Source organism: Parabacteroides sp. AF27-14, from assembly GCF_003635425.1.
GTDB lineage: Bacteria > Bacteroidota > Bacteroidia > Bacteroidales > Tannerellaceae > Parabacteroides > Parabacteroides distasonis.
In genome coordinates, this window is the sequence record NZ_QTLZ01000003.1 from 348,229 (window position 1) to 373,579 (window position 25,351).

General features: G+C 43.0%; 18 protein-coding genes. 3 read left to right on the plus strand and 15 right to left on the minus strand.

Annotated features, from left to right (window positions below; all coding sequences use genetic code 11):
* Positions 1–7: 7 nt before the first annotated feature.
* Entirely contained in the window at positions 8–2,824 is a 2,817-nt protein-coding gene (locus DWY79_RS05355; RefSeq protein ID WP_122368970.1) for an NPCBM/NEW2 domain-containing protein, read from the minus strand.
* Positions 2,825–2,928: 104 nt separating this feature from the next.
* On the minus strand, positions 2,929–4,221 hold the full coding sequence (locus DWY79_RS05360) for a DUF1080 domain-containing protein (RefSeq protein WP_122368971.1): 1,293 nt from the start codon (positions 4,219–4,221) through the stop codon (positions 2,929–2,931).
* A 410-nt stretch (positions 4,222–4,631) separates the two neighbouring features.
* Here DWY79_RS05360 and DWY79_RS05365 point away from each other — a divergent pair, with 410 nt between their 5' ends.
* Genes DWY79_RS05365 through DWY79_RS05375 form a run of 3 tightly spaced genes read left to right on the plus strand, consistent with a single transcriptional unit; the run spans position 4,632 to position 9,673 of the window.
* The gene (locus DWY79_RS05365; protein ID WP_057328098.1) at positions 4,632–7,760 is read left to right on the plus strand and encodes a contractile injection system tape measure protein; all 3,129 of its coding nucleotides are present in this window, start codon (positions 4,632–4,634) and stop codon (positions 7,758–7,760) included.
* A gap of 21 nt (positions 7,761–7,781) precedes the next feature.
* Entirely contained in the window at positions 7,782–8,369 is a 588-nt protein-coding gene (locus DWY79_RS05370; RefSeq protein WP_005867018.1) for a DUF4157 domain-containing protein, read from the plus strand.
* Positions 8,366–9,673 carry an ATP-binding protein gene (locus DWY79_RS05375; protein ID WP_057328099.1) on the plus strand — a complete coding sequence of 436 codons (1,308 nt, stop codon included), beginning with the start codon at positions 8,366–8,368 and terminating at the stop codon, positions 9,671–9,673. The genes DWY79_RS05370 and DWY79_RS05375 overlap by 4 nt, the downstream gene beginning before the upstream one ends.
* 1 nt (position 9,674) lies before the next feature.
* On the opposite strand, the gene DWY79_RS05380 is transcribed toward DWY79_RS05375, so the two are convergent.
* From DWY79_RS05380 to DWY79_RS05435, 13 genes are all read right to left on the minus strand, one after another.
* Positions 9,675–11,798 (minus strand): hypothetical protein, encoded by a 2,124-nt coding sequence (locus DWY79_RS05380; protein ID WP_057325980.1) that lies wholly within the window; start codon positions 11,796–11,798, stop codon positions 9,675–9,677.
* Positions 11,799–11,808: 10 nt separating this feature from the next.
* Positions 11,809–13,527, minus strand: a complete 1,719-nt coding sequence (locus DWY79_RS05385) for a hypothetical protein (protein ID WP_122368972.1) — start codon at positions 13,525–13,527, stop codon at positions 11,809–11,811.
* 2 nt (positions 13,528–13,529) lie between these two features.
* Complete coding sequence (locus DWY79_RS05390; protein ID WP_005861427.1) at positions 13,530–14,270, minus strand: hypothetical protein; 741 nt, start codon at positions 14,268–14,270, stop codon at positions 13,530–13,532.
* A 12-nt stretch (positions 14,271–14,282) separates the two neighbouring features.
* Positions 14,283–17,654: a hypothetical protein gene (locus DWY79_RS05395; protein WP_122368973.1), complete on the minus strand. Its 3,372-nt coding sequence runs from the start codon at positions 17,652–17,654 to the stop codon at positions 14,283–14,285.
* Positions 17,651–18,055 (minus strand): GPW/gp25 family protein, encoded by a 405-nt coding sequence (locus tag DWY79_RS05400; protein WP_005867028.1) that lies wholly within the window; start codon positions 18,053–18,055, stop codon positions 17,651–17,653. The genes DWY79_RS05395 and DWY79_RS05400 overlap by 4 nt, the downstream gene beginning before the upstream one ends.
* A gap of 12 nt (positions 18,056–18,067) precedes the next feature.
* Complete coding sequence (gene vgrG / locus DWY79_RS05405; RefSeq protein ID WP_122368981.1) at positions 18,068–19,825, minus strand: type VI secretion system tip protein VgrG; 1,758 nt, start codon at positions 19,823–19,825, stop codon at positions 18,068–18,070.
* A gap of 5 nt (positions 19,826–19,830) precedes the next feature.
* Positions 19,831–20,487: a hypothetical protein gene (locus DWY79_RS05410; protein ID WP_122368974.1), complete on the minus strand. Its 657-nt coding sequence runs from the start codon at positions 20,485–20,487 to the stop codon at positions 19,831–19,833.
* A 3-nt stretch (positions 20,488–20,490) separates the two neighbouring features.
* Positions 20,491–20,658: a hypothetical protein gene (locus DWY79_RS22690; protein ID WP_199705192.1), complete on the minus strand. Its 168-nt coding sequence runs from the start codon at positions 20,656–20,658 to the stop codon at positions 20,491–20,493.
* Positions 20,649–21,152 (minus strand): phage tail protein, encoded by a 504-nt coding sequence (locus DWY79_RS05415; protein WP_005861439.1) that lies wholly within the window; start codon positions 21,150–21,152, stop codon positions 20,649–20,651. Before DWY79_RS05415 ends, DWY79_RS22690 begins: the two co-directional genes overlap by 10 nt.
* A complete protein-coding gene (locus DWY79_RS05420) occupies positions 21,152–21,604 on the minus strand; it encodes a phage tail protein (protein ID WP_005861441.1) in 453 nt (150 codons plus the stop codon). Before DWY79_RS05420 ends, DWY79_RS05415 begins: the two co-directional genes overlap by 1 nt.
* 37 nt (positions 21,605–21,641) lie before the next feature.
* A complete protein-coding gene (locus DWY79_RS05425) occupies positions 21,642–23,150 on the minus strand; it encodes a phage tail sheath subtilisin-like domain-containing protein (protein WP_122368975.1) in 1,509 nt (502 codons plus the stop codon).
* Between the two features lie 19 nt (positions 23,151–23,169).
* Positions 23,170–23,925: a hypothetical protein gene (locus DWY79_RS05430; RefSeq protein ID WP_122368976.1), complete on the minus strand. Its 756-nt coding sequence runs from the start codon at positions 23,923–23,925 to the stop codon at positions 23,170–23,172.
* A 91-nt stretch (positions 23,926–24,016) separates the two neighbouring features.
* On the minus strand, positions 24,017–24,553 hold the full coding sequence (locus DWY79_RS05435; RefSeq protein WP_122368977.1) for a DUF4255 domain-containing protein: 537 nt from the start codon (positions 24,551–24,553) through the stop codon (positions 24,017–24,019).
* Positions 24,554–25,351: the final 798 nt, after the last annotated feature.

Here is a 25,351-nt window from a genome sequence, read left to right on the forward strand (position 1 = left end):
TTTAGTTCTAATCGGCTGCTTCAACCACATACCAAGTATATCCGTTGGCAGGGATTTTAACCGTAAGCTCCACCGTATAGTCCCGGTTCAGTTTGTAGGTGACAGGCTTTTGCTCTTTTTCCCGGATGCGGGCTGTTTGTGTCAGGCCGGTATAATAGAGTGGGATATGGATCGTACGGGTGATCTCTTGATGGGTCGGATTGAAGAACATGGCTAGACCTTTCTCCTTCTTGTGGGGATTGACGTGTATGAACCCGTCCCAGTCTCGTGCGTCCGGTCGGCGTAAATGGATCATATCGCTGTTGAGTATATCGCGGTATTTCTTATACCATTGAATGACCTCGGTTACGGCCGCTTGGGTCTCCGGGGTATCATACAGACGTGGGCCTCGATAGCAAGCTTGGACACCAGCTCCGTAATTTTGCATCATATGTGTTTTGTATTCGAACAAGTGTTCGTGAAGGGGCTCCAAGGTAGCGGCCTCTCCTCCTCCTTGATACTCCACGAGAGGAACAAAGCTCCAGCATGCCGAAGCCATCCGATCCCATGTACCATCATAATTCAATTGGCGGGCATGGATGATCTGCCGATCCCGGGGAAGCGACCAGTTGGCTTCACGGTAACCAATGCCTGTCTTGGTAGACCCGTTCAAGAAATAGAAATCGGGAACATTGATATAAATGCCATTCTCGCACATCCAACGATAGAGATCGGTTATCTTATGGAACTGATTCCATTGGGAATCTTCCAGCCCTTTATGATAGGTATGGTGGGTAGATGCACATACGTCGCCGGGATAGGAGCCGTCGTGCTCGAAGCAACGCATGCCCGTATGCTCGAAGAAGGTTCGTATATGATGGAAATACTCATATCCCCAATCGCTGCAAAGGCAGGGAGCGCTACCGAAGCGCATCCCCCCTCGTTTACCTGTCTTGGGATTGATAACATCTACCTCGTCGCTGATCCAACGGCTTGATAAGAGGGAGTAACACCCTAACTCTACACCTTTGTTGCGGGCGTAATCCACCAAGGATTTATATTTGGCGATATTTTCTTCTGAGATATCCTCGGCGTTCAATCCGGATCCAAAGCTGATGATAACCATCTCGTATCCAACGGTAGCGCATTGATCGATAGCGGTACGAATAACATCCGGATCGGAAGAGGTAAGGTGCATGAAGATCGGATTCTCCGTAGCCCATGGAGCTACCGTATAATGTAAGCGTCGTTTAAACAAACCCTTCCGTTCCCGATCATCGCTGTCGAACGGCATCTCGTATACGCTAAAGGATTTGAATTTCTGGCCCGCCGCTAGGGTATAATCAGGACCTAGCTTGGGGGATACGTCTAATATACAAGGCGTTAGCAAAGGATAATTGCGTTGGGAGGTATATTCCGGATCGGCCACCCATTTCTCCGTGATATCGGTTTCCCGCTCGGTAAACTCTCCGCCACAAGCATAATCGCTTTCTACATGTATGTTCGGGAGCCTGAATTTAGAGGGATCTCCACCGCCGGGCGACTCCGGTTCGGCGAATGCCAGATATTCCAATTGAAAGGTATCGATATCTATGGACTGCGGGGTATTGTTGGTAACCTCCATACTTTTCCGGATAACCGGGATGTGATCGTATAAGTCGTAATGGAGTTCTACGGTGACACCTTCTGTTTCTTTCTCTCCTTTCAATACGAAAGTCAGTCTTTTCCCTGTGGGTACGTTCTTATTTAGTGCCCAGCGGCTTCTGGCCCATTTGATATCTTCCTGTAGCTCTTCTATGCGGAAATCCTTAATGAGAAAAGAACCGGGGCGAGTAGTCATCTGGTCGACCCATTCCATTTGGAAGTATCCGCGCTCGGGCTGGCCGGCCAGCCCGCCAAGTTCCCAACGTTTCCCGTCAATCGTCAAACTACCTTCGCTACTTACGGCACGAAGCATACTTTCTCCGGTCATCCGGTTAAAGATATCGAGAGTGGAAAGATTGGGCAAGACACGGAACATACGTGCTACCATTCCGTTTGACAATAAGATGCTTTTGCCATCTGGAGTCGCATATATGCCGGCTTTTGATCGTGAGGGTTGTAAAAGCCAGTCGAAAGAGGTGTTTTCCAAAGGAAGCCCTTGTTGGGGTAATTGCTTGATTTTATCAAGTAATTTCTTCTCCGTACCGGATGATACTTCCGGCCCTTTCCCTTGATAGCTCGTGGAGACGATCGAGGGGATGATCTCCATATACTCTATTTGGGGCGTGATCCATAAGGCATGATCTCCGCTAGGTCCATCGTCGGTAGGCTCTACAATAAGATCCAATATCTTTATGCCATTTAGGGGGATATCGATTGTTTTCGGGGCATCGCCAAGTTTGACGATACCGCTGTTATAAAGCTCCTTGTCATCTCCTTTCAAGATAAATAAGGCCGAGCCCGGATGTATTTTTCCGTCTTTACCTTCTAGACCAACAAATGTCTTGGCGTTTTTTCGGGTATCGAAATACATTTTCGTTCCGTCAACAAAAGGGATAACCGTGAGGCTTTTATCCGTATAATCGATATGTGAGTCGGCGATCCCGACCTGCGCTTGAAAGCGTGACGCATTCTTGTGTAAATCGATCTTGATATGACTTTTGGCTTGTACCCCGATCACGTCATCATACGTTTTTCCTTGTATAGAGGCGGGCTCGTTGGTAACTGATTTCCCTTTGACGGCGCCACCGTAAGTTTGGTAGGATTTATTTAGGTCCATGTCCATAAGCCGGATCTCGTTCTGGCCCATGGCGTAGAGGCCGGCAAATCCCGAAAGGATAGCTGTAAAGATAAGTTTATTCATAAAATCCAGTGATAAAAGAGGGTGTTATCAATGATAAAAATAAGGTGCTTCAAAAAGACTTCTTTTGAAACACCTTATTTGGTTTATAATCTAGCTTCGTTCTATTATAATGTCGTAAGTTTTAAATTTCGCCAAAGAACCTTGATGCCTCCACCGTCGTGAATCTGAAGGGCGATGCGGCCTTTACCCGCTCCGATCTTCTCATCATTCAAGTTTACCATTTCCTGTCCGTTCAGCCAAGTCTGTACGTTATCGCCTTGTACTTTGATACGCATCGTGTTCCAATCGCCTTCTTTCAAGATATTCTCTTTCTCATCCGGAATCTGAACCAACCAGCCACGTCCGTACGACTCATAGATACCACCTGTATCGTGACCCTTCGGAGCTACTTCTACCTGCCAGCCGTTTACTTTCACGCCTTCCTCCACGAAAGAGCGGATGAATACGCCGGAGTTTCCGTCAGCCTCTTGCTTGAACTCTACGGTCAGATCGAAATCATCGTAATAATCACGGGTAGCGAGATAACCGTATTGTTTGTCGGGACCGCTTTCGCAAACCAATAAGCCGTCTTTTACGTACCATTTCTCCGTACCGTATGGTTCCCATCCCGTCAAATCCACGCCGTTGAACAAGTTCACTTCCTTACCGGTCTTACGAGGAAGTTCCTTGATCTTCAAGTTACGGAAAGATGCGGGATAACCATGATCTTGCAAACAAAGCACACCTTTTTTCGCCAATCCGTATTCCGGTGCGTTGGCCCATTTACCGCTATTTTTCTTAGCGTGCCAATCGTCTGTCCATGCCTCGAACTCTAGGATCTTTTGTCCGTTCAACCAATGTTCCACATGTCCATTATCGAATACGATCTTGGAGTTGTTCCATTCGCCTTGCGGATTCACCTTCATCTTGGATTTATCCGGCAAATGCATTGCGTAATCCACACCTAATTTCTGCCACTCTTCCAATGGGTCCGGGAAGTTCGGCTCGTCGATCAATTGATACTCCGGCCCCGTTACGTAAGGAACAGCGAATTGGGGACGCTCTACCACATGGTACAACATACCGCTATTGCCACCCTTGGACAATTTCCAGTCCCAAGAAAGCTCGAAGTTCTCATACTCTTTATCGGTTACGATGTAGCCACTAGCGTCGCTGCCATCTCCTTTGGCTTGTATACAACCATCCACTACATGCCAAGGCTGTGTCAATGTAGTCCCGTTGTAATCTTTCCAGCCATCCAATGTCTTTCCATCAAAAAGCAGAACCCATCCGTCAGCGATTTCCTCAGGAGTAAGTGTGTTTTGTTCTTGACTGGCACAAGAGGAAAACAAGGCCAGCGATACCGCACAAGAGGCTAACAAGCTTGTGGCGGCTGTTTTTTTCATTACAGATTCCATGTAAATAAAGAATTTAGGTTGATAAATTGTAACTGAATGGCAAATTTACGTAAATATCTTTGATATCTCTCTCTGTTGGAGGAAAAACGCTTCTCTCCCTAGGAAATACTTCTCCAAGAGCCTATATATTCTTTGTCGAATAAGCTCTATTTCTTAATTTGGCGACGCTGAATTTATATTCACAGCCGCTGAATATACAAATGCCGCCGCTGATTGTAAAATCAGTGGCGATAATTTAAGAATAGAATAGGTACCGATCAGGCTTACCTATAGGTACGCATAAGTTTTATTCTGGCACAATCAACTTTTATATGTTTTTGTGGAAAAGAATCTGGATAATACTTGTTTAATCGAAGAATAATATAGATATTGCATGCATCTAATAAAGACTGAAATACCCTGCAAACCATATGATAACAATAGGCACCTTAAAACTAGATTTAGTTGCGGATCGGGAACCTTTCGTTCATGATTTATATGGTCGTTGGGATACCTTTAACCGAACCTCTTTAGAAGGGATCGTGGATGAGATTTTAAGCCGTTATGATACGGAAGATGAGTTGATCCGGATCGAGAGTTTAGACTTGGATCTAGGTGAGCTAGAAGAAGATGAATTCTATGAGCAATTCCCCCGTAGACTAGCGGAGAGACTGGACGAGACTTTCGCTTCTTATTTGCGAAGTAAGGAAGAGCATCCCGACCGAATCGCTGTTGTTCCCATCAGGCAATCTTGGCTGGAAGTATTTACCTATTATATGTCGCACGGATATTGGCCTTGGCTGGAAGAGGAGAGGCTCACCTTACCGGAACTTCTAGATAAATTAGTACGAATATCCCCGATAGAATTAAGTCATTTCCTGCGTGAGAAGGGAAAGGCGCTTACCATTCGTAAACGTCTGGTCTTTCAATTGGATGATATCTATCAAGAACGTTTGGTACATGTGGTGGCACCCTCGGAAAGTTCGTTTATAAACGCTTATGCCCGTTTCTTGCAAGACTCTTATCCCGAGATAAAGCGTCCGGAGATAGGGAAGAATGATTACAGAAACGCCATCTGGATAATCCTATGGGGATATTTATTATCTCAGGATCAAGGCTATTTCAACCGGAAACAAATGGTGACGTACACGCTGCGGGAATTATCCGGCTATTATTCCATTTCTTTTGTGGATTTACTGGGGATGCTGACGTATGATTTAGATAAGTTCGCCTCTACCCGCTTGTTCATGCCCGAGTTATTGTCGCTCTTGAAGGATATCCGGCTAGAGACATTATCGGAAAAGGAATTCACTAAAAATCTCTCTCTTTTTTCTCTGGAAGAATTGAAGGCTTTGCTCGTGCGGCGGGAGAAGAGCTTGACTTTCTTATCTGGGTATAATGAGGAACAGATTTACCAGATCGTGGAACAGGTGATCCCTGCGGAGAGTCCGTTTGTCATCGACTATGCGAGAGCGTTGGATAAGGAGAAGGAATTGGGTATGCTCGAAGGGAAAGCCGGGAATGATTTCAGGATACTGAAATGGGTGTTTATCTTCGAGGTTATTTTCGGTAGGGGGGGAAGCGTATTTTCCCGCCATCAGTTTGCCTTCTCCGTGTTAAAGGAATTGGCGGCGCATTACAATCTGACGGTAATGGAGTTATTGGGATATTTTTACCGTACCTTGGCAAGTGGGCTGCTAACGGCTTATCCAGCCGTTCGGGAATTGATCATTGCTTTGTACTTGAATGCTCTCGATGATTCTCCCGCCGATATATCCGTTTATTACCCGGAAGATTTGAAAGATCGGTTGTCTAATTCCGGTTTGTGCCGTCGCTTTATCCGTTCCTTGCGCGAGGAGCAAATCTATTCGGTGGTTAGGCAAATCGTTCCGGTGGAAAGCCATTTCATTATCCGGTATGCGCAGACGCTGGATAAGGGGAAAGAGCAAGGGCGTTTGGAAGGAAGGGTGGGCGGCGAGTTCCGGCTGTTGAAATGGGAGTTTATTTTTCTGGTACTGTTTAGCGGGCCATTAACCGCTTTTAGCCGGAAACAATTCGTACGTTCGGTGTTGGGACAGTTCTCTGCTCATTATAATATCACGGTGCGGGAGTTGATCTCCTATTTTCATGAGGGAACACATGGGGAATATCCGTGGGTTCCGGAAGAGTTACGTGAGATAATAGACCTGCTGTACGAGGATATGGATAAGGAATCTCCCGAGCTTTTATTCTCTGTTTGGTTGAATGAGGAGAGGAAAGCGTATCGGTTGGGACAATTTATAATCACGGGCCGTTCCGATGAACCGCTGGGCGATCTATTTGAGTACGTGAGTGGTTTGGAGAAGACGAACCCGAAAATCTTACTGGACCAATTACGGCAATTGAAGGACATTCCTTCATCCGGAATAAGGGTGGAAGAGCCGATAGAGGCCGCTCGTATCTTCGCTTCCTTATTACTGTTTGTCATCCGTGAATACGGTCTGGCTTTTCCGAATCAAGTATCCTTGATCCAATATCTTACGAATGTAAAAGAGAACCGTACTTTTGGGGATGCCGCTCGGTTGCGCTTATTATTGCATGAGTGTATGTTGGAGGATATGGATGCGTTCGCACGTACTATGGAAGCTTTACTGGGTACGAAACAGGGGAAAGTGCCCGAGCTTCCCATCCGTACGATTTCTCCCGCTATCTATCCGTTCAATTCTCAAAAGATGGAATTATTGGAGGAATTATATACAGGGGCGACTCCCGCTTTGCGTTTACTTGTCGAGGAGGTAATCCGCTTGTTTCGTCTCAATAACTTCGGGTTGGAAGAGAACGTTTGGTTGGGGTGGTTACAGGCTCTTTCCGGCAACGTTTACCGGAATTACTCCAAAGATGGATTGTTGTTCCTCTTTTGGCAGCATTTGAGGGAGTCTGTGTCAGAGGAGGAATTGCATAAGATAGAGACTTTTATATGTCGACATACAACTAATTTATCTGAATTGTCAGTTTTTATATATCAACTTAAAAATAATATGGATATGGATGTTTTGAATGGCCAGTTAGAAGATCATGGCGTGTCTATTAACAATGCGGGCTTGACGATCATAGCCGTCTATCTGCCAATACTTTTTCATAGGTTAGGCTACTTGAGTGATGACAGACGTGGCTTTAAATCGAGAGAATGCCAAGTGAAGGCCATTTTTGCGTCTCAACGTTTTGTAACGGATGAGAAGGAAATCCCGGAGCCAGAATTATTCTTAAACAAAGTCTTGACGGGCTATGATAGTCCGGAACCGCTTCCTCGCTCGTGTGATTTAACTGAGAATGAATTAGAGATGATAGAGCAATTGAAGAAAGCGGTACTTATGAATTGGGATAAGATGAGGAATACGAGCTGGGAAGGTCTTCAAAGTACTTTTATCCGGAGAAAGGGAGTGTTAAAGATGGAGAAGAATAATTGGACGCTAACGGTCGAGGAGAGAGCTTTTGACGTCTTATTAGATTCGATTGCTTGGAACTTCAGGTTCATTAAAACTCCATGGATGGAAAAAATACTTAGAGTAAAGTGGCGGTAAATAACATTAAAAGATAACATTATGAATGCGGATCGGATACAGATTCAAGAAGGACCTTCGCGGGTCTTTCAAAACCGTAAAGGTGAATCAACACAATTGATGGAAGATAACCGGGTACAATCTGCCTTGCAGGCTAAAATGGTGGAAACTATGCAACGTGACGCAATGGATGAGGATGATTTGCTGCAAGGTAAGTTCGCCGTTCAGCGGGATGTGGAAGATGAGGATGAGCTTCTTCAAGGAAAATTTGTGGCCCAACGGCAAACTAAGAACCAGACAGGGATTCCGGATCATGTAATCCAAGGCATGGAGTCTTCCTTCGGGACGGATTTCTCATCGGTACGTGTACACCCGGATTCATCGAAAGCGCCGGAGGTTGGGGCTTTGGCATATACGCAAGGTACGGATATCCATTTCGCCCCGGGACAATTCAAACCGGATACGTCTGCCGGACAGCAGCTATTGGGACATGAGTTGACACACGTCATCCAGCAAGCCGAGGGACGTGTGCAGCCTACTACCGAGGTAGGTGGAATGGCCGTTAACGATGATTTATCCTTGGAACACGAGGCGGATGTGATGGGTGCTAAAGCTGCTTCTGTCTTATGAACGAGTGGATCGATTGGTTCCAGCGGGTATTGGATGTCTCCATTCGTTTGTATTTCCGGCAGGAGTGCGATTTATCTTCCGTCTATGATATCCCACTCCCGAAGGCAGGACCGCTTTGGAAGGCGTTGTTGCCGGAACAGGTCGATCCTACTTTCGACGAGTGGATGGTGTTGATGTTGGCCTTAATGCCTCATCTTTCTCCGCAGATGTTGGATATTTTTTTTGTGCATAATAAGAATTTTGACCGTCCTTATACGGAATTTGGCGGTTGGAAAGGACTATCGCACGGAGGATTCTTGCCAACGGGCGAGACGGTCGTTTTCCTGTTGGCGGGCGATCGTGTGGAACGCCGTCTGGAAGTGGTTCGTCTATTTCGTGAGGAGCATTGGTTCCATATGTATCATGTCGTTGGCTTGGAAGGAGCCGGGAATGGTGAACCGTTCTTGAGCGGACAACTGCGTATATCGGAGGATTTCTTGTACCGTTTATCTTTTGAGGGAGAATATAAGCCGGACTATAATATGGGTTTTCCGGCCAAACGGATTAGTACGGCTTTGAATTGGGAAGATGCCGTATTGCCTTATTATGTGCGTGAGGAGTTGGAGGAGATAAATAATTGGATTACGGGGCATCGGGTCATCCTTTCGGACTGGGGATTGAGTCGTTTTTTGAAGGCCGGTTACCGCACTTTGTTTTATGGCCCGCCGGGAACGGGTAAGACGCTTTGCGCAACCTTGATCGGCAAGAAGAACGGGATGGATGTATATCGTATCGATCTTTCCATGATTGTCTCCAAATATATCGGCGAGACTGAAAAGAACCTTGCGAATGTATTCGACCAAGCGGAAAACCGAAATTGGATTCTCTTTTTCGATGAGGCGGATGCCTTATTCGGTAAACGAACCTCGACGAACACTTCTAATGATCGCCATTCGAATCAAGAGATCGCTTATTTGCTGCAACGGATCGAGGATTTCCCGGGAACCGTTGTTTTAGCCACAAACTTAAAGAGTAATATTGATGAAGCTTTCTCCCGTCGTTTCCAGTCTATTATCTATTTCCCGATGCCGGATCAAGACTTACGTGAGGAATTATGGCGTAGAATGCTTCCCTCTTCTTGGCTACCTGCGGATGCGGACAAGATGATCCGTATGGCAGCTACTTATGAGTTATCGGGTGGCTCCATCTCGAATGTGATCAGGCGTTGTGCCCTTCGGTTGCTAAAGCAAGACACTCCCCGGCTAGATTCCGATATCTTATCTATGGCGATCCGCCGGGAATTGAATAAAGAGGGCCGGTGGTGATTTAAGGCAACGGCTCTCTTTCCCGGTGCCCGATCGGTACGATGATTAAGAGAAAAAAGAAGAGTGGGAGCGCCAACAGTATCATTTGAGTCCATATATCGAAAGTTTCCCGTGAGGATACGATATTGGTGATTAGGTATAATACCAATACGATCTCGGATATGAATACCAGTAATAGAGGCAAGACATATCGCTTATAATGTTGTGCCAACATGTAGAACTTACTGGATGTCATATACAGGGTGATTAGGATTAATAGTATGAGAAATAGGAATATATCACCCAATACGAAATAAATAAGCATCGGGTTGGAGAATTCCGTATTTGCCAGTTGCGCCAGATCATCGGAGCAACTGGTGAGTTGCTCGCCTTGCGGAAAAGGATTTAGCAAATAGAATAAAGAGTTGAAAAGATTATCTAGTAAGGATACCTCGCATTCTTCCTCATACATGACCATCTTGAGTACTGGTTCTTGCTTATTCTCTCGATTTTCACAAGTAGTTACGGGAACGCCCATTTCATCGTAATCGACGAAACAAAGGCGGTCTACCAATTGGTATTTCAATAGAATGGATAGATAACCGATATGTTTTTTCTCCTTGATAGGGAATATGACATTTAGATCGTAGTTTTTATATATTTTATTACCATCCACGCAAAAGGAATCAATTACGAAACTAGTGGACTTCACGAATTGTACAAGTTCTCTCCGGTTCTCCAGTTTAAAATCGAAATCAGGGAAGTAAAGAGTCAATCCGTTGAGTTTCCGGAGAGACGGGTTTCGGTTGATCGTACCGGTACCCTTTGTGAATAAGTTATTTAAAAGAGCCATCTGGGATTCTTTCGATCTTAAGAAATCATTCGTCGCTTTTGAGTTTCGGAATAGGACTAGTAAATCGACGGGTGTATCCGAATAAACGGGCATATCTATCAAGCACTCCTGTTGTTGCCAGTCGCTTACTTGGCTAGGTTGCCTGCTTTCTGTATCCACTACATACCCTAGATATTCCATTCGGCTGAATTTCCGGATAAGGTTTGCCGGTAATTGCTCATATACGGATTGCAGCCAATATGGTACGATCGGAAAAGCTCGTTGGTTGTATTGGCTTAGACGTTCGGATAGGCGTTCGGTTTCCGATGATGCGCCATCTACCTTGAATACGGGAATACTGCAATTTCCCTTTTTCTTTTGTGCGGCGATCTCTTCTTTGCTACGTTTATCGAAATAACAGAAGAACGTACGAACCGTGGAGGGGCGCAGTTCACGCACGGATAGCAACCAGTTCTTTACGGCCTGCGTGTAAGTGGTGTCGTAGACGAATGGGATGAAGCCGGTTTCCCTGTATCCGATGGCGTCTTCTTCCCAGGGCGTAATGTTGAGAGCGATGGAAAGAGGAGCTTCCTTGATGAAAAACTCAATCGTTCCGCTTCCTCTGATGGAGGGATTCTCGTCCGGATTGTCCAGAACTCCTGTAACGTCTTCTGTCCATACGGGGCAAATGATATAGCCTTGTTTATCGGAGTTGAGCAACGATTGCATATTATCCAGATCTCCGGTTTTACCTTTGAAGAAATACATATTCTCGACGGTAGGGGGAGGCAAGATCTTTTCCGGTTCTCTTTTATTGAAATAATACCACAAAGCTTGCGTTACTTTGACTGGGCCAAGCTTTTCATCGAAGAAGCGGCAGAGAGGATCCGCATTGGCTTTATTCTTGGATGCGGTTAATAACTCGTTTCCGAACAGCCAAGGTGTATATGCGCATTGCTCTACATGATCGGGTAATAAGGAACTTGGGGACTGTAAATAACCCAAACGTGAGATCGCTTGGTTTGCGTCCGGGTTTGTTACGAAAGTGAAAGCATTCCCCAATTCAGCGGGATAAACGATATAACCGCATTGTTCCGTTAAGATACGCTGGGTGATCGAGTCCATAAGAGTCTGGTAAGAGACGATCGGGGTACGAATCTCTTCCAGTTCCAACTCGGTCCGCTCTCCTAAACTCCGGAAATAATCCAATCGCTCCGAGAGACTTCTTTGGGCGTTAACGGCTTGTGCCATGATTACATGAAGTAATAAGCCCAATAAAATGCCGTGGTAGGTAGTTCGATATCTGGTTGACATAAGGGTAAATTTAAAGTTCGATATTTATTCGTATCAGATTATTCTTTAAGATTTCTCCGGTGCGGCCAATCTCTTTGTTGTCATTATCGGCCCAAGCTTTTCTCCATGCCTTATAGTCCTTGACAAATAGGGCTAGCTCTTTCGGAGGAAGCCAATGAACCGTGAATCGTAGATGTGCCGGTATCTTCTCTCGCAAGAATTCTTCAAGACGAAGCTGAAAATCCGGCCGTTGCTGCGTACGTTCTGTTTGCGAGAGGATTGCCGTTAAGGTAAATTCCCGGGAGGGGACTGGATGATCAGTCGCCTCCGGTGAATGCAGGAGTATGTTTTCCAGAATGAAAATTTGCTCTTCCGCATCTTCCCATCCGAGTATGGAATAGAGATATCTTTCCAATCCGGAAAGGGAGTCTGCGTCGAATAGATTACAGCCCAGATACCGGTCCCGGATAAGTTCCGGTAGTTGTCGCAGGAACCGGACTCTTCGTTGACGGTTTATCTCTTTATGGGAGTAGCGGAGAAAAGGCAGGTTGCTATTTTCTCCGTAGATTTTATCCAACGTATCCAATAGCAGATCTTTGTTTTGTTCCATAGAAGCGGAACCGGGTGTTTCCATATTTAAGGCCATCCAATCTTTTAGATGATTCATTTCTTCATGTCCCTCCGAAAAGAGATGGTCGAATATAGAAAGATATGCCTTGAATGAATCGGTAAACGAGTCCTTGTAGCAAATCGGGAAATCATTTGTGACGCTATAATCATTCAGATGGATATGGCGACTGTCCATGAGGATCGATTTGGCTTGTTTTTTCTGTTCTCGTATTGCATGGTTGATATTATTCCGCGAATGCAAACGATTCAATACTTTTGTGGCATTAATCTCTACCGCTTGTTGGTTTTGGTAAAGTCGTATCTTGATTTGCTCAGGGGAAGATAATGCCAATGTATAGGCGTATTCACCCTCTTCAAAACCTTGAAATTCCAAAGAGTGTATCGATAAAACCCCTTGTATCTGCTTGATCCCTTTGAAAAGCTTGTATATGGGAAGTGCGCTACCTGTATAATGACTTCCCGGTGCGAATAATTGAATCGCCTCCGTATAAATGGCGATCAAGGTTTTTTCCGGAGAGATGCTACCGTCTATATCGATATTTCCAATGAGTAATAAAGGTTTCCTTCTTACGAAATGGATTGCGTGTAGGTGTTCACCTAAATTCCGGTTTGCGTGATATAGTTTCTTAATCTTTTCCTTGATTTTCTTTTCTTCCTGTTTGTGTTGATCTTCTGAGATAAAGGACGAGAGTTCTATAAATATGTCGAACCATCCGTGACAGATCTGATCATTGGATCTATAGGGATGGATTTGTATGTCCGATAAGTTAACTAAGAAGTCAGTGTTATCTAATTGATCTAAAAAATGGTCTCGGTAATCTTTGGGTGTCACAGGGGCCATCCCGGAAACCCGTTCAGGCCTGAACAAGCCGTAATCCTCCGGATTGAAACGATTATCCGATCCGGTGAGATATTGTTCTAATGGGAAACTCATTTGGTAATCCAATTCGCTTAAGGCGTAATTTAAGATGTCCAGAGTCGTGATTCCCGGGTCGTGCGGGGCATGGTCTGTCCACAGTTGCCCTGAAAGCTCCCGGATTGTTTCCAAGGCATTCTTTTGGAGGCTATCGAATATGGATTCCTCCTTTTTTAGCTCTTGCAGGTTGGGCAGATCATCCATGGCTATTCTTGATTAAAGGTGTTTCTCCGGTCGGAGGCGTCCATCCGGTAATCTTTCCATAAATCGGTTATCTGGAAACAAACAAAGATGTTGTCTCCATAATCCCGTCCGCTACGTATTTGCAACTTGCATTTTTGTCCGGGGCCGTACCAACGGAATTTGATCTTGTTAAAAAAGGAACCGAACCAGGATTGATTCGTACGGATTTTTCGATGTTTTCCGTAACAATGGATAGCCGTGGCTTCCACTAATGCGTATTGTCCGCTTTTTAACTTACCGCATCCAGCCATGATGCGGTAGGCACGACATCCTTCCGTTGGTATTTGCAGGGTATGCCATTCGCCATCTGCGGGAAATTTACCCCGTATCGCACCGTCGAAGCGGGTTGCGGAAAGACTGCCGTTGATACGTATATCCATACCGGGTTGGTTCATCTCGATGCGACCGTTTGGATGAAGCGATAGTATCGGTTCATCTTGCCCTTGACGTATGATATGGAGTTGGCTATTGTTACCTAGGTATATTTTCCACTCTGGAATATTGTCTTGTATGTTCGTGAATAAGCTGATGACGGGACTGTTTTCCTTGGAAGGAGCTAACCGTAAGCCATCATCCGGATTTTTATCGATCCCGTCGTCGGAAATATTGACCATGGAATCGATTAATTCGTAGAAATGCTTTTGGTTGGGCATACTTCCGCGCTTAAAGTATTCTTTTAGTGTATTTCTGTTTGTACGAGGCATATCCGGTTTGTTTTATTTGTTAATAATAAAATTACTTCCAACTCCTAAATATCCGAGTCCGAGTTGTTCCAGTAGTTCGTCTTTTTGGTCAATATATAGCAAATGCCTATCAGAAGGAACTAATATGCACCAAGGTTGGGAAGGGCTAACGTTGAAATTTTGCCTTGCCTCTTCCGGGTAGCGGTTTAGATAATAGCTCTTTTGTTGGTCTTTTGCCGTATATACGACATGCGCTACGCTTAATATATCAATGTCCACGATGGCTTCACACTCTCGTATGGAGTTATAAAGATCTGTCGATGAGAACGAAAGCCCAAATACCGGGATCTCTTCCTTATCTCGCCAAGGCGCGATACAATTATTAATGCGTGCCTCTGTCTGGCGGAGTATATCTCCTACGGGATATCCGGGCTTTATCCGGAGGTTACAGCAAACGGTTACTTCCTCGTAGACCGGAGTGATAGCGTCAACGGTAATGAACGGACTTGTCTTGTCACCTATATAATCTTCGATTCGCATGAGTAGCCTATGTTCGCATAAAGGCAAGATCTTTTTATCTTTCTCCTTTTGCATCACGACCAATGTTACGATCGGGCTCCTGTTTTGAGCTTTACTGTCTATTCCGGGCAAGCAAAGTACTTTTTCAACTTCGGGGAACTGAGCCAATGTTATTTGCTCGTAATCCCTAGGCAATACAGCCCGGTTCCGATGGGACATCTCTTGGGTGATCCGGAGCCGCATATCCTCTGGCGTTTCCGGCGAACGTCCTCCTTTAGCGGGTATGATCTGGTAAATATCCGTAAGTCCCGGCATACTTTTCTCGAAAGAAACGAGTCCCGTGAAGCTTTCGAGTTCCTCACTGATCAGGGCTTCCATTTCTTCGGGGATTTCTAACCGGGCTTTCACTGGGTTTAGATAGACATTTCGTATGGATGAACAATTTTGCGTGTGGCAAGATACTTTTGCCGAAAGCCAGAAATCTCCATTTATGTCTAGCATTTCCTCGCTAATAGGTGAGGGAAGCAGGACGTCTACCAAACCTGTATTCAACAGATTCCCGGTTGTATCGGAAAGTAAATTACCCGGTTTGATAAACTCCCATTGCTTGCCGTTGAAGAAAGACCATTGTACGCAAGGAAGATATTCTTTTCCGATTTCCCGTTTCAAGGCAGCCATCTCGAAGAATAAACGGATCTGGTCGTTACCGATCGAGTTACCAATACCGAATAGAATAATCCCATCTTCTGTGGGAACTTCCACCATTGGGAACGGATGACGTAGATCGATTTCATGTAATTCCTTTTGCCTCAATGGATGGATATGATAGATACGGCATCTATCTCTTGGGGTATCGCCATTGAAAAAGTATTCTTCCTCGGCGCTATAACCGATACCTATACTTTCAATCATAGGGTTGTAAGGAGGTTTGGGCACCGGGGTCTGTTTACGGGTATGGCTGTTTCTTATCATGATATCCGCAAAGAGCATCCGGTACTCCGTCTGCCCAAATCCGCCGTTCGGATCTGTGAGTCTAATCCTGAAGAAGCCTTGCTGGGTTTTCGTATATTGATATTGCTCTTCTTCCGTGGAGACCGTAATGTTTTTGAACGGTTTGTCGTAAACGATCTCGCTGTACTCCGAGAGCTTTCCCCTAGGGGAAGTATGCTTGTTTTTCGTATTGAAAAGACAAGATGTACTTCCCGGTAATTTTACCCATTTCTGGTCTGTTAGTTTTTCCCATTCAATTTTGAAGGTGGTATTATCGATAGGTGTCTTATATGCTTGATACAAATCATAGAAACCTCCTTCCGAATAAGGTAGATCCGCCCATTGCAAAGTAATACCCATGGATTGGATAGGCTTGATCGCTATCTCATAATTACCGAATGCGAACCATGAGCCTTTTTGAGCTTCTAACCCGAATAAAGGGAAATGTACGCTTGCGTCTACTTCTCCCAGAGGATTATAGATTTTCAAGGATGACATGCCGGATACATGTACCTTTATCTTTAAGCTAGTAATAAAAATACGGTGTACCCAAGAGTAGGGGAATAACCAAGCATCCGTGTTCATCAATATACGGAGCGCTGGGTTCCGTGTTTGGCAACCATGAGCTTCAGAGCAAGGTGTTGTAGGGTCGAATTTCTCATTAAGGACGAATTTCAGATAAAAGGAGTTTTCGTTGATGAATGTCAAGGTGTAGGCGTATATCGGGGCCCAACCTTTCTCTGTGCTTAACTCCAATAGGAAAGCGTCGTTTAATACACGCCCGGTTTCGTGGGAAGATTGTTCCGTGGTAGCGATTAATTCTTTGAAATATGATATGGAGTCTTCTTCTAATCCGAATGTGATATGTATATCCCGATGTCCTTCCCGAAGTAATAACATGGGAGATTCGATCATCAGTCCAGCTTGTATAGAGGATTGGTTCTCAAAGATTAGCTCTGAGTCCAGATTGGGCTTCTTAGAAGGAACGTTTCCGATCCTGTCATTCAACTGTTTTTGCCAGATGGACGTAACGAAGCCTAATCGGCTCGCTGGATATTTTTTCGGATCTTTTTCCAATAGTAACGAATGTATACTCGTTATTTTCATGTCATTGACCGAATAATCTTCGTCCGTACGATAACAAAATTGGATATCTTGCGCAGGAAATGGTACCTGTGTTATAATACCTGTACCTTTGGGTAACTGGGCTTGCTGTGCGGTATTATTCTTCACGGCGATAAACCAAGCGGAAGGAATAATCGCTTTTTGGGGAGATTCCTTCAATATTTGGTTGACATAAAATAACGGATAAGCTTCCCAGCGTTTATTGAACTGATCTACCAGATATTGATAGTTTTTCAAGAAAGCGATTAAAACAGCTAATGAGGGATCGGTCTCTCCGCTTTTAGCGATTTCTTGGATGTAAATCTCCCGTTTGTTTTGTAAATTACGGAGGATACGTAATAATAGGTAGAGACTTCTACGAACCGTTTTAGGATTGGATAGGGTTATTAGCTGAAGTCTCTGGTTATATTTCTCCATATCCAGAAATAAATCGGACATGGAATCTCTAAAGATCCGATGATTCAATCTTTGATACCAATCAGAGAACTTATGGTATAGAGAGTTTCTTAGATAGGTGATTTCTCTGTTACTTTCCGGTGAGTTCTCATTTTGCCACAAAATGAAACTCTGTTCGATCCCGATTGTGTCTGTTTGCTTGATCTCATTGAGTATGGCTAAGGATTGGTAATGATATAAAAAGGATGATTTCGAAAAGGCACGAGCCAATAAATTGGAGAGATTTTTCTCGAGTACTTGAAAAGGCTCATGTATCCGGAAATCATTCTCCAATTTTTTTCTTGTCAATCCATCTTTATTCCATTGTTTATTCATCGGTTAGAATCAAAATAGATAGGATAGGTCAATTCTTGTTGGACATTATTCATACGTATCGTATAATAAAGTTCGATAATCAGAATGCCATCTTGAATCGAAGCCTTATTAATTTCTATGCGATCAAGCGAGACTCTAGGCTCGTATAAGAGAACAGCTTTCTCAATAGCGCTTTTAATCATGGTCTCCATGGTAAGATCTAATTGTTCAAACTGATAACGATATAGTTCCGTACCGTAATCCGGACGATGTATTCGTTCCCCTGTGCGAGTGGAGAGAAGGATGATCAAGCTTTGCCGGATGTCTTCTTCATAATTAGACATGCGGGTGGGATTATCATTATGGCTGAATTCTGGGGGGAATGCCCATCCTTTACCTAAAAAACTATTTTTGTTCTGCATAAATCATTCGATTTAATTAATCATTACAACGCCTCCTTTTACAACGGTTTGGCCGGATGCGGATATTTCGGCGGTGGCAGACCCTTTTACTTTAACTCCCATTTGTGCGGAAACCTCGATATTCAAGCCATTTATCTTGGTATCTTGCTTAGACTTGGATTCGATACCCATTCCTTCTGTCTTGACATTCCCTCTTGCCTTAAATATGAGATCTTTGCCGGATTCTACCATAATTCCGTTTTTATCCATACAGACCTTGTTCTTATTAGCATCGGATAACAGAATTTGCTTTTTGTCATCATCCAATATGAGCGTGTTCTCTCCGGGAGTCCCTATTGTGATAATCTTTTTATCATCGTCCAAAGTAATTTTCAACTGGTTTTTTGTAACAATTGTCTTTAAATTATTTTTTGGATCTAAAGAAACCGGCGTTTTTCGTTTGCGACTGTACAAACTTCCGATAATCACAGGGTGGCAGGGGTCCTCATTGATGAATTGCAGGACTACCTCATCATCGACTTCCGGTAGAAATAACATGCCGACCCCATTGCTTGCGTACGGACTGACCGGCCGAGCCCATATCTCCGTCTTCTCACATTGTAACAAGGGTATATCGACTAATATGAAATTCTCGAAATCTTTATTATCTCCGATCTTTTTAACGATCCCTATTTGTAATCCTCGTATGCCGGGCAAAAAACCACTAGCTGCGGGAGCCACTACATCGGGCTCTTCGGTAATGACTACTGGACTGAAACCCATATAGACTTGTGTCTTCCATTCGCCTCCTTGTAGTGTATGTTCTACTGATTGAACAAATGCGTTTCCACTATAATGTTTGCTTAATCCTTCTAATTTGATAATACAGCCCGGAATAATAGACGCATTCCCGTAAATTGTGATGGAGCCTTGAAAACGTGCCAGACCGCTCCATAAAGCTTGCGCATCGGCCCAAGCATGTAAAGAAGCGTCGCCGATGGGAGCGTTGGTTTGATAAAGCATCACTTCATTTGCCAGACCGGATAGATCCTTTGCGGCGATATCGCCTTGGGCATTGAGAGAAGGTTTGCTGGCGGTGGCTTTGATAATTTGTTGACGGCTCACGTCCCAAGCGCAGGCTTTTGTATCTGTGTATTGCTCGGAAGCGGATATAGAACCATCGAAAGCGATTAAATTATCTCCATAGGTGATGGTTAAGACCGGGGAGGCAGATACATTCGGTTTACATACCTTGACTTGTTTACCGTCAGTGATAACGACTAATCCGTTATTTTGTGCTCGTGTGAGTACAAAATCCCAATCTGTACAATAATATTGTACCAGTTGTGGAATTTCTATACCGGTGCTATCTACTTTGGCAGAAAGCCCGTATTGTCCCAGAATCTTCTTGATAACGGCATCATCTTTACTATTTTCATATACATTATTTTTACGTCCAAAGGTTGCAGGATATGCGAACCCCCTACATTCTAAAACAAATAGAGTTTGTTGTTCGCTATTGATTTTTAACTGATGGGTTGTAACGCATCCCTCAAATAAGGTGCTGACCTTATCTGTTGGACCCGCTTGAAACTTAAGCTCCGTACCCGGATTGAATATTTTGTTGTCTGGTATTTCAAATTGGCTGTTGTCGATAATATCAGCGCTGATGGAGATCGTTGCTTTATCGATCTTATTACATGCTCTGTATATTTTTGCATTGATTACGGAGTATTGCTCCGTTACATCTTTACCATTTAGGAATAGTTTGATTATAAATGAATTATCCATATTCATTATATTTTAGGGAACCATAATTGAGTTCCGGGTTTTATATCTCTAAAGCTGATTAGGTTATTAATGGAGGCAATCATTGGAGCGTAACCAGAATTTTTATATTCTTTTGCGCATAACCCGATTAGACTGTCTCCTTGTTTAAAAGTAACGAATTTACCCTCAGCTTTTTGATTTTTCTTTTTTGCTTGTGTCTCTCTACTACTAATCGCCTCTGTTAGTGACAAGGAGCCTTTAGCTCGTAAAGGATTGCCATTGGGCGAGAATAAGGTGTAATCCCAATTTAGGCTGGTTAATCTCCCCTTGAAAATGAGACTCCCCCAAATTACTTTAAGGAAGCAAGGGCTGGGTGGATCGATCTCCGCGCTAGGTAGAAAAATGATATTCTCCAAATCCTTGATCCTTTCTGTCACGGTTTTTTTCCCCGTCGGGATAATACCGGTACCATCGAAGTGTATATCAAAAGAGAGAGTAGAGGGGTTGGTGTGTTTATACTCCGGTAGTTGCTTATCCTCTTTTATGCTTTTGTCTTTCTTATAGGAGGTAGATCTGCTTAACTTATAGCTATCCGGATTGATTTGGACGGTGATATTACCCAATTTCTCGCCACCTTTGTATTCAATTGATTTATATGCCTCGATGATCAACTTTTGGTTCATGTTTTACCGCTCCTTTCTACAAGAAAAAAGGTTAGACAAATCTTTCTTGGCCTCACGAATTACCTCCTCTTTGATTTGTTGTATCAAATCACGGGAGAGAGGGAGGTTGGGTTCCTTTTTCTGTTGTGTCACTTTTGCGGACACTTGGATTTCTTTTATAGTTATAGCCATTGCTTAAATTGTTCTTTTTTCGTATCTTCTGTATCTCTTATCGACATACGGATCAAATTAGTATAAGCCATCTCCAATGTTTCAATCACCAACTCATTCTTTTGGGAATTCAATGCGCTAATGTCCCATTTTACAGGGTAAGCATTGAGCACAGACCAATTATTTAGGGGAAAATGCCCGGCATCCAGCAATGATATAGTTAAATTGACGGGAACGATCTGGGCACTTCCATTATTTTCCAATACTTTAACCACATATGTCTCTAGCACATGAGGCAAAGGCATTAAAGAACGTTTCAACACAAGGTTACCGTGCTTTCGTCGGGTAGGCACCTGATAGCTGAAACTGTTTTCTCCCCCTTCTTTAATCGTTTCCGTCTCCATTTCAAGTTGTAGTCCCGAGACCTCTTGGAAAGAGGTCTCGATCAATCCTTCGAAAGTCACGTTGAAATAAAACGCTACCGGAGGAGGGACAATATGATCAAACCTTAGCATTAAGCGTTTTCTATGGTCAATCCTTCATGCGCTAAATCTAAGGTTTCGATGGCAGCCTCGTTTCCATCGGATTTTAAGCTGACACCGGTAACCTTAGTCGGCCATGCGTTCGATAATTTCCAAACCATCGTAGGGCTTCCTGCTTCATCCAGTAAGCTGATTGTTACATCTTCTCGCTGTATTGTGTTCATTTTTATCTTGTTAAACCAATCGAATAATTTGTTATCCGCTTTGAAAACCCCTTTCTTTAGACTGACATTGCTCGTCTTCTTCAGTCCCGGCATCTTGATATTTGAGAAAACCGGGCTATTACCATGTCGGTACTCAATTACTTGGGCTTCCATATCCAGACCAGATACCTCTTTAAAAGCGATTTCCCCGAGGCTACCTAATTCTACCTTAAAATAAAAGCTGGGTAACGGCCATACATTATCTTGTGCTTCTCCTGCCATATTCGTATTTTTTTAATAGGTTTTAATTCTTAAATTATCAGCTTTTTTGCATTTGTTGTTGGAATGTGATCTCGATAAATTCCGCAGGTCTGGTAATAGCCACGAATACAGATATCCTGAGGATACCTTCCAGAATATCCTCGGGAGTCATCGTGTCTCCCAATCCGATATGAATGCTATATGCGTCTTCGGGGGAAGTTCCTGCTAATCCACCTCGTTTCCATACGCCCCGTAAGAATCCGTCTATCATACTACGCATATTTACCCATGTATTTGCCACATTCGGTTCGAATACATAGGCACGGGCGGCGTTCTTGATTGATTCCTCAAGGAAGATCATCGTACGTCTTACGTTAATATAACGCCAGTCTAACGAGTTACCATCCATCGTGCGGGCACCCCAAACCTTGATTCCTTCACCGGGGAAGCTACGGATTGCGTTTACGGCTTTTCCGTTCATCGGTACGTTCAGATCTTCTTGCTCGGCATTTGTGATCGAGAGTGCGGGTGTGACTACGTTATTGATGGAAATATTCGCAGGGGCTTTCCATACTCCCCGGGTGTTATCTACCATAGTATAAAGACCGGCCATCGAAGCTGAAGGCGGAAGTAAATTGATCCTCAAGCGAATCTCTCTCAAAATGGAGCGGTATACGGAACTGACTTGGTATAATAAGGTATGGAAACGTTCCGCCTCGTCCTCTTTCATGGTAAGCAAAAGCTTGAACTTGTCCATAAGTTCATTGACAGCCTCATTCGTTACACCGGACTTCTTTGAGAATTCGTTCAAGATCAGTTCCTCCAATTTCTCTAAACTATCCTTTTCTATATTATAAAAAGTGATATCTTTCTCGGTGACGATAGATGTATTTATCCATGGATAATAGGAGGCACAGTACGCAAGGAAATTGCTACCTATATTTTCCCGGAAACTTTTGATAACCGCACCGTTTTCATCTTTGTATCCGTTGAAAACATCTAATATGGCAAAGCGATTTTTCATATCGTTACCACAGTGCATCAAAGCGGCAGTTTGAACTTTGTAACAATCGCCTTCCTCCATATATACGGCTTCCGGAACGACGACCAACGTGGGCTCCTGTTCTTTTTTTAAGGCTAAGAGCGCATTTGTAAAGTCTATGCTTTTAAAGTCATGCTCATAATCTCCTACGGAGACGATATAGCACGGTCCTCCACCGTTAGCGTAGAACAACAACATATTATAATATAAAGCATAGAACGTTTTTGGCAAAGTAAGCTGGCAACTTCCGTCGGGGAATAATACGTTTATGTCATTGGTGGTGTCCTCACTCTCGGAATCTTCCGGACGAATTCCGAATCGCAAGGTGGGAGCGAAACCGAAGAACGAATGGAACTCAGCCATAGAAGATATACGGAAAGGGATATCGGTCAAATCCTTGTTACCGTCCCGTGCGAATTGGGTATGCCCGATAAAGGCAGGGATGGCGGTAGCGACTTCTACGACTGAATTAGGAAAAGCGTTTTTCTCTATGATATAAACGCCAGGGGTTTTCATTTGTGCCATACGTTATTTTTTTAAGGATTTAGATATAAAGAATTTGTATAATAGAATTCTCGGTAGATTGTAATTCCTTTATAAGGAAACGTCCCAAAGAGGGAACAGGAACATGCCTTAATAGCATTCTTTTAGCATATTCTCTTTTCTCGTAAATCGTGATATCTGATCTTCTTTGGTAATAAGACTCTTCCTTAATCTTTATCGGATATTCTGTGCTGATACGAAAAATGTCCTTATTCATGAAACGGATTTGCTCGGGATTCTTGAAGCTAATATTTTCCGGTCCATTATCCTCCATAAAAATCTCAGTGGGTATATAATCAGGGTTACGGGGGATCAAAATAAAGTCCCAATAAGCTTCTTTTGTTTGATAATGTATGTTTTTCTCTATAGGACACCCCGCTTTGAATAATTCCTTGGTGACATGAATGATTACGCTCATCAGATTGAGCCGGTTATCAATAATTCTTATTTGTATATCCGGATCATTCTGTTCATCAGGCAAAAGGGATCGTGTATAATATAAGAAATTAGGATCAGCCAAATGTGCTCGAAACTCAAAATTAAGGCCTTCCGGAGTTGTTGATAGATGATCAAGAAGCTCTTCTTTATCTCCAACTATTGAGTATCGGTTTGCTTCTGTATGAATGAAGGGAAATAGAGACCCACCTAATACGGCCCTTGATTTTATTTTGGATTCTATGTTGAAAAGTCTTGAAGAATTGCTTTTGTCATTATATTCATGAGTAAATGCAACATTGATTAAAGGTTCTATTTTCATTATGGGTTCATTTTATAATTAATAATATTTTCAAAAGTAGACAAAAAATACACATCAAGCATTCATTGTCATATGTTTGATAACATTTTTCCTAATTTATTTCTTGACTCGATATTCTTTGTTTTATATCCTTTATTTCTTTTCCGTCGAATGAGATCATTCGTGCTTTACACAGTACTGAGGGATAATAGTGTCCACCTAAAATACTCCATATATTACTGAGTTCTTGTATACTGGTAGTAATAGGCTCAAGTGTTACTATGTCTTGCCCCGGTATATTTAGACTGGGGTTTTGCTGTAAAAATGAGATGGTGTCAGACAGTATTTGTATGGATTCCAGATATCTTTTGGGGGTGAAAATAGCGGCTACCATAATATATATATTCAAATGCCATGGTGGGGATGTGCGTTGGAATGTATTGCCTTGTGCCTTTCTGTAAGGACTAGAGATTCCCATGGCTGTTTCCCGCTCGATGTTTACGATAGAAAGTATGATTTTATCGGATTGATCTTCGGCAGGGGTTGCTTCAATGCTTCCTGCTTCTACTATAATTTCGGCTCGCTCATAATAGCTTGAAAGGAAATCATTCATTTTCTCGGCAAGTGTGTTTATTAATAAGTGTATCATGGTTTCTAATTTTGTTTCTGCTAAAGATATGGAATAAATTTATGTGTTCTATACTATTCTTGTTTTTTATTTCCAAAAGTTCCTTAGTACGTCCAAGAACTATGAGGAGTTGTATGCCGCAGGAGGGGAATCTATGATTGTGACTATCGTCGATTATATTAAGACCGGAATCGGCATCCAACATTTTAATTATTAATAAAGTCCATACTTATTGTATTTTTCTCTCTTAATACTTCCGTTTTTGATGCATTTGTCAAAAAACACGTACATGTTTTTCCAAATTCTCGTACGTGTTTCTGGTAAAAGACGTACATGTTTTTTTGAAAACACGTGCGTCTTTATAATTATGTGATATACAGTAAACTAAAAAGGGCGCATTTAATTTGTGGTTCTTGTAAAAAAATGTTTTTGAATTAGAAACTGTTTTGATTTAATTCTAATGTTTTTAGTTAGTAGTTTTTTATTTAATACCGTTTGCTACTTTAAATAGGAGGTAACATGAGTGGATTATGAAATAAGGGATACGATGTCTTGTGCCTTATTGCACGTACATTATATAACTTGTTAAGACATGAAAAAAATATCACAAAAAAGTTACGAAAAAGTTTGGAGGTTATGTTTTATAGCACTACTTTTGCACCCGCATTCGAGAGAGAACGCCGGTACAAAATGATGAAACAAACTTTTAGAAAAAAAAGTTCCGAAATAATTTGGAGGTTTAAAATAAAAGTCCTTATCTTTGCAGCCACGTTCGCAAAACGAAAGCGACAAAAGAGTTCTTTGAGAGATTTACATAAT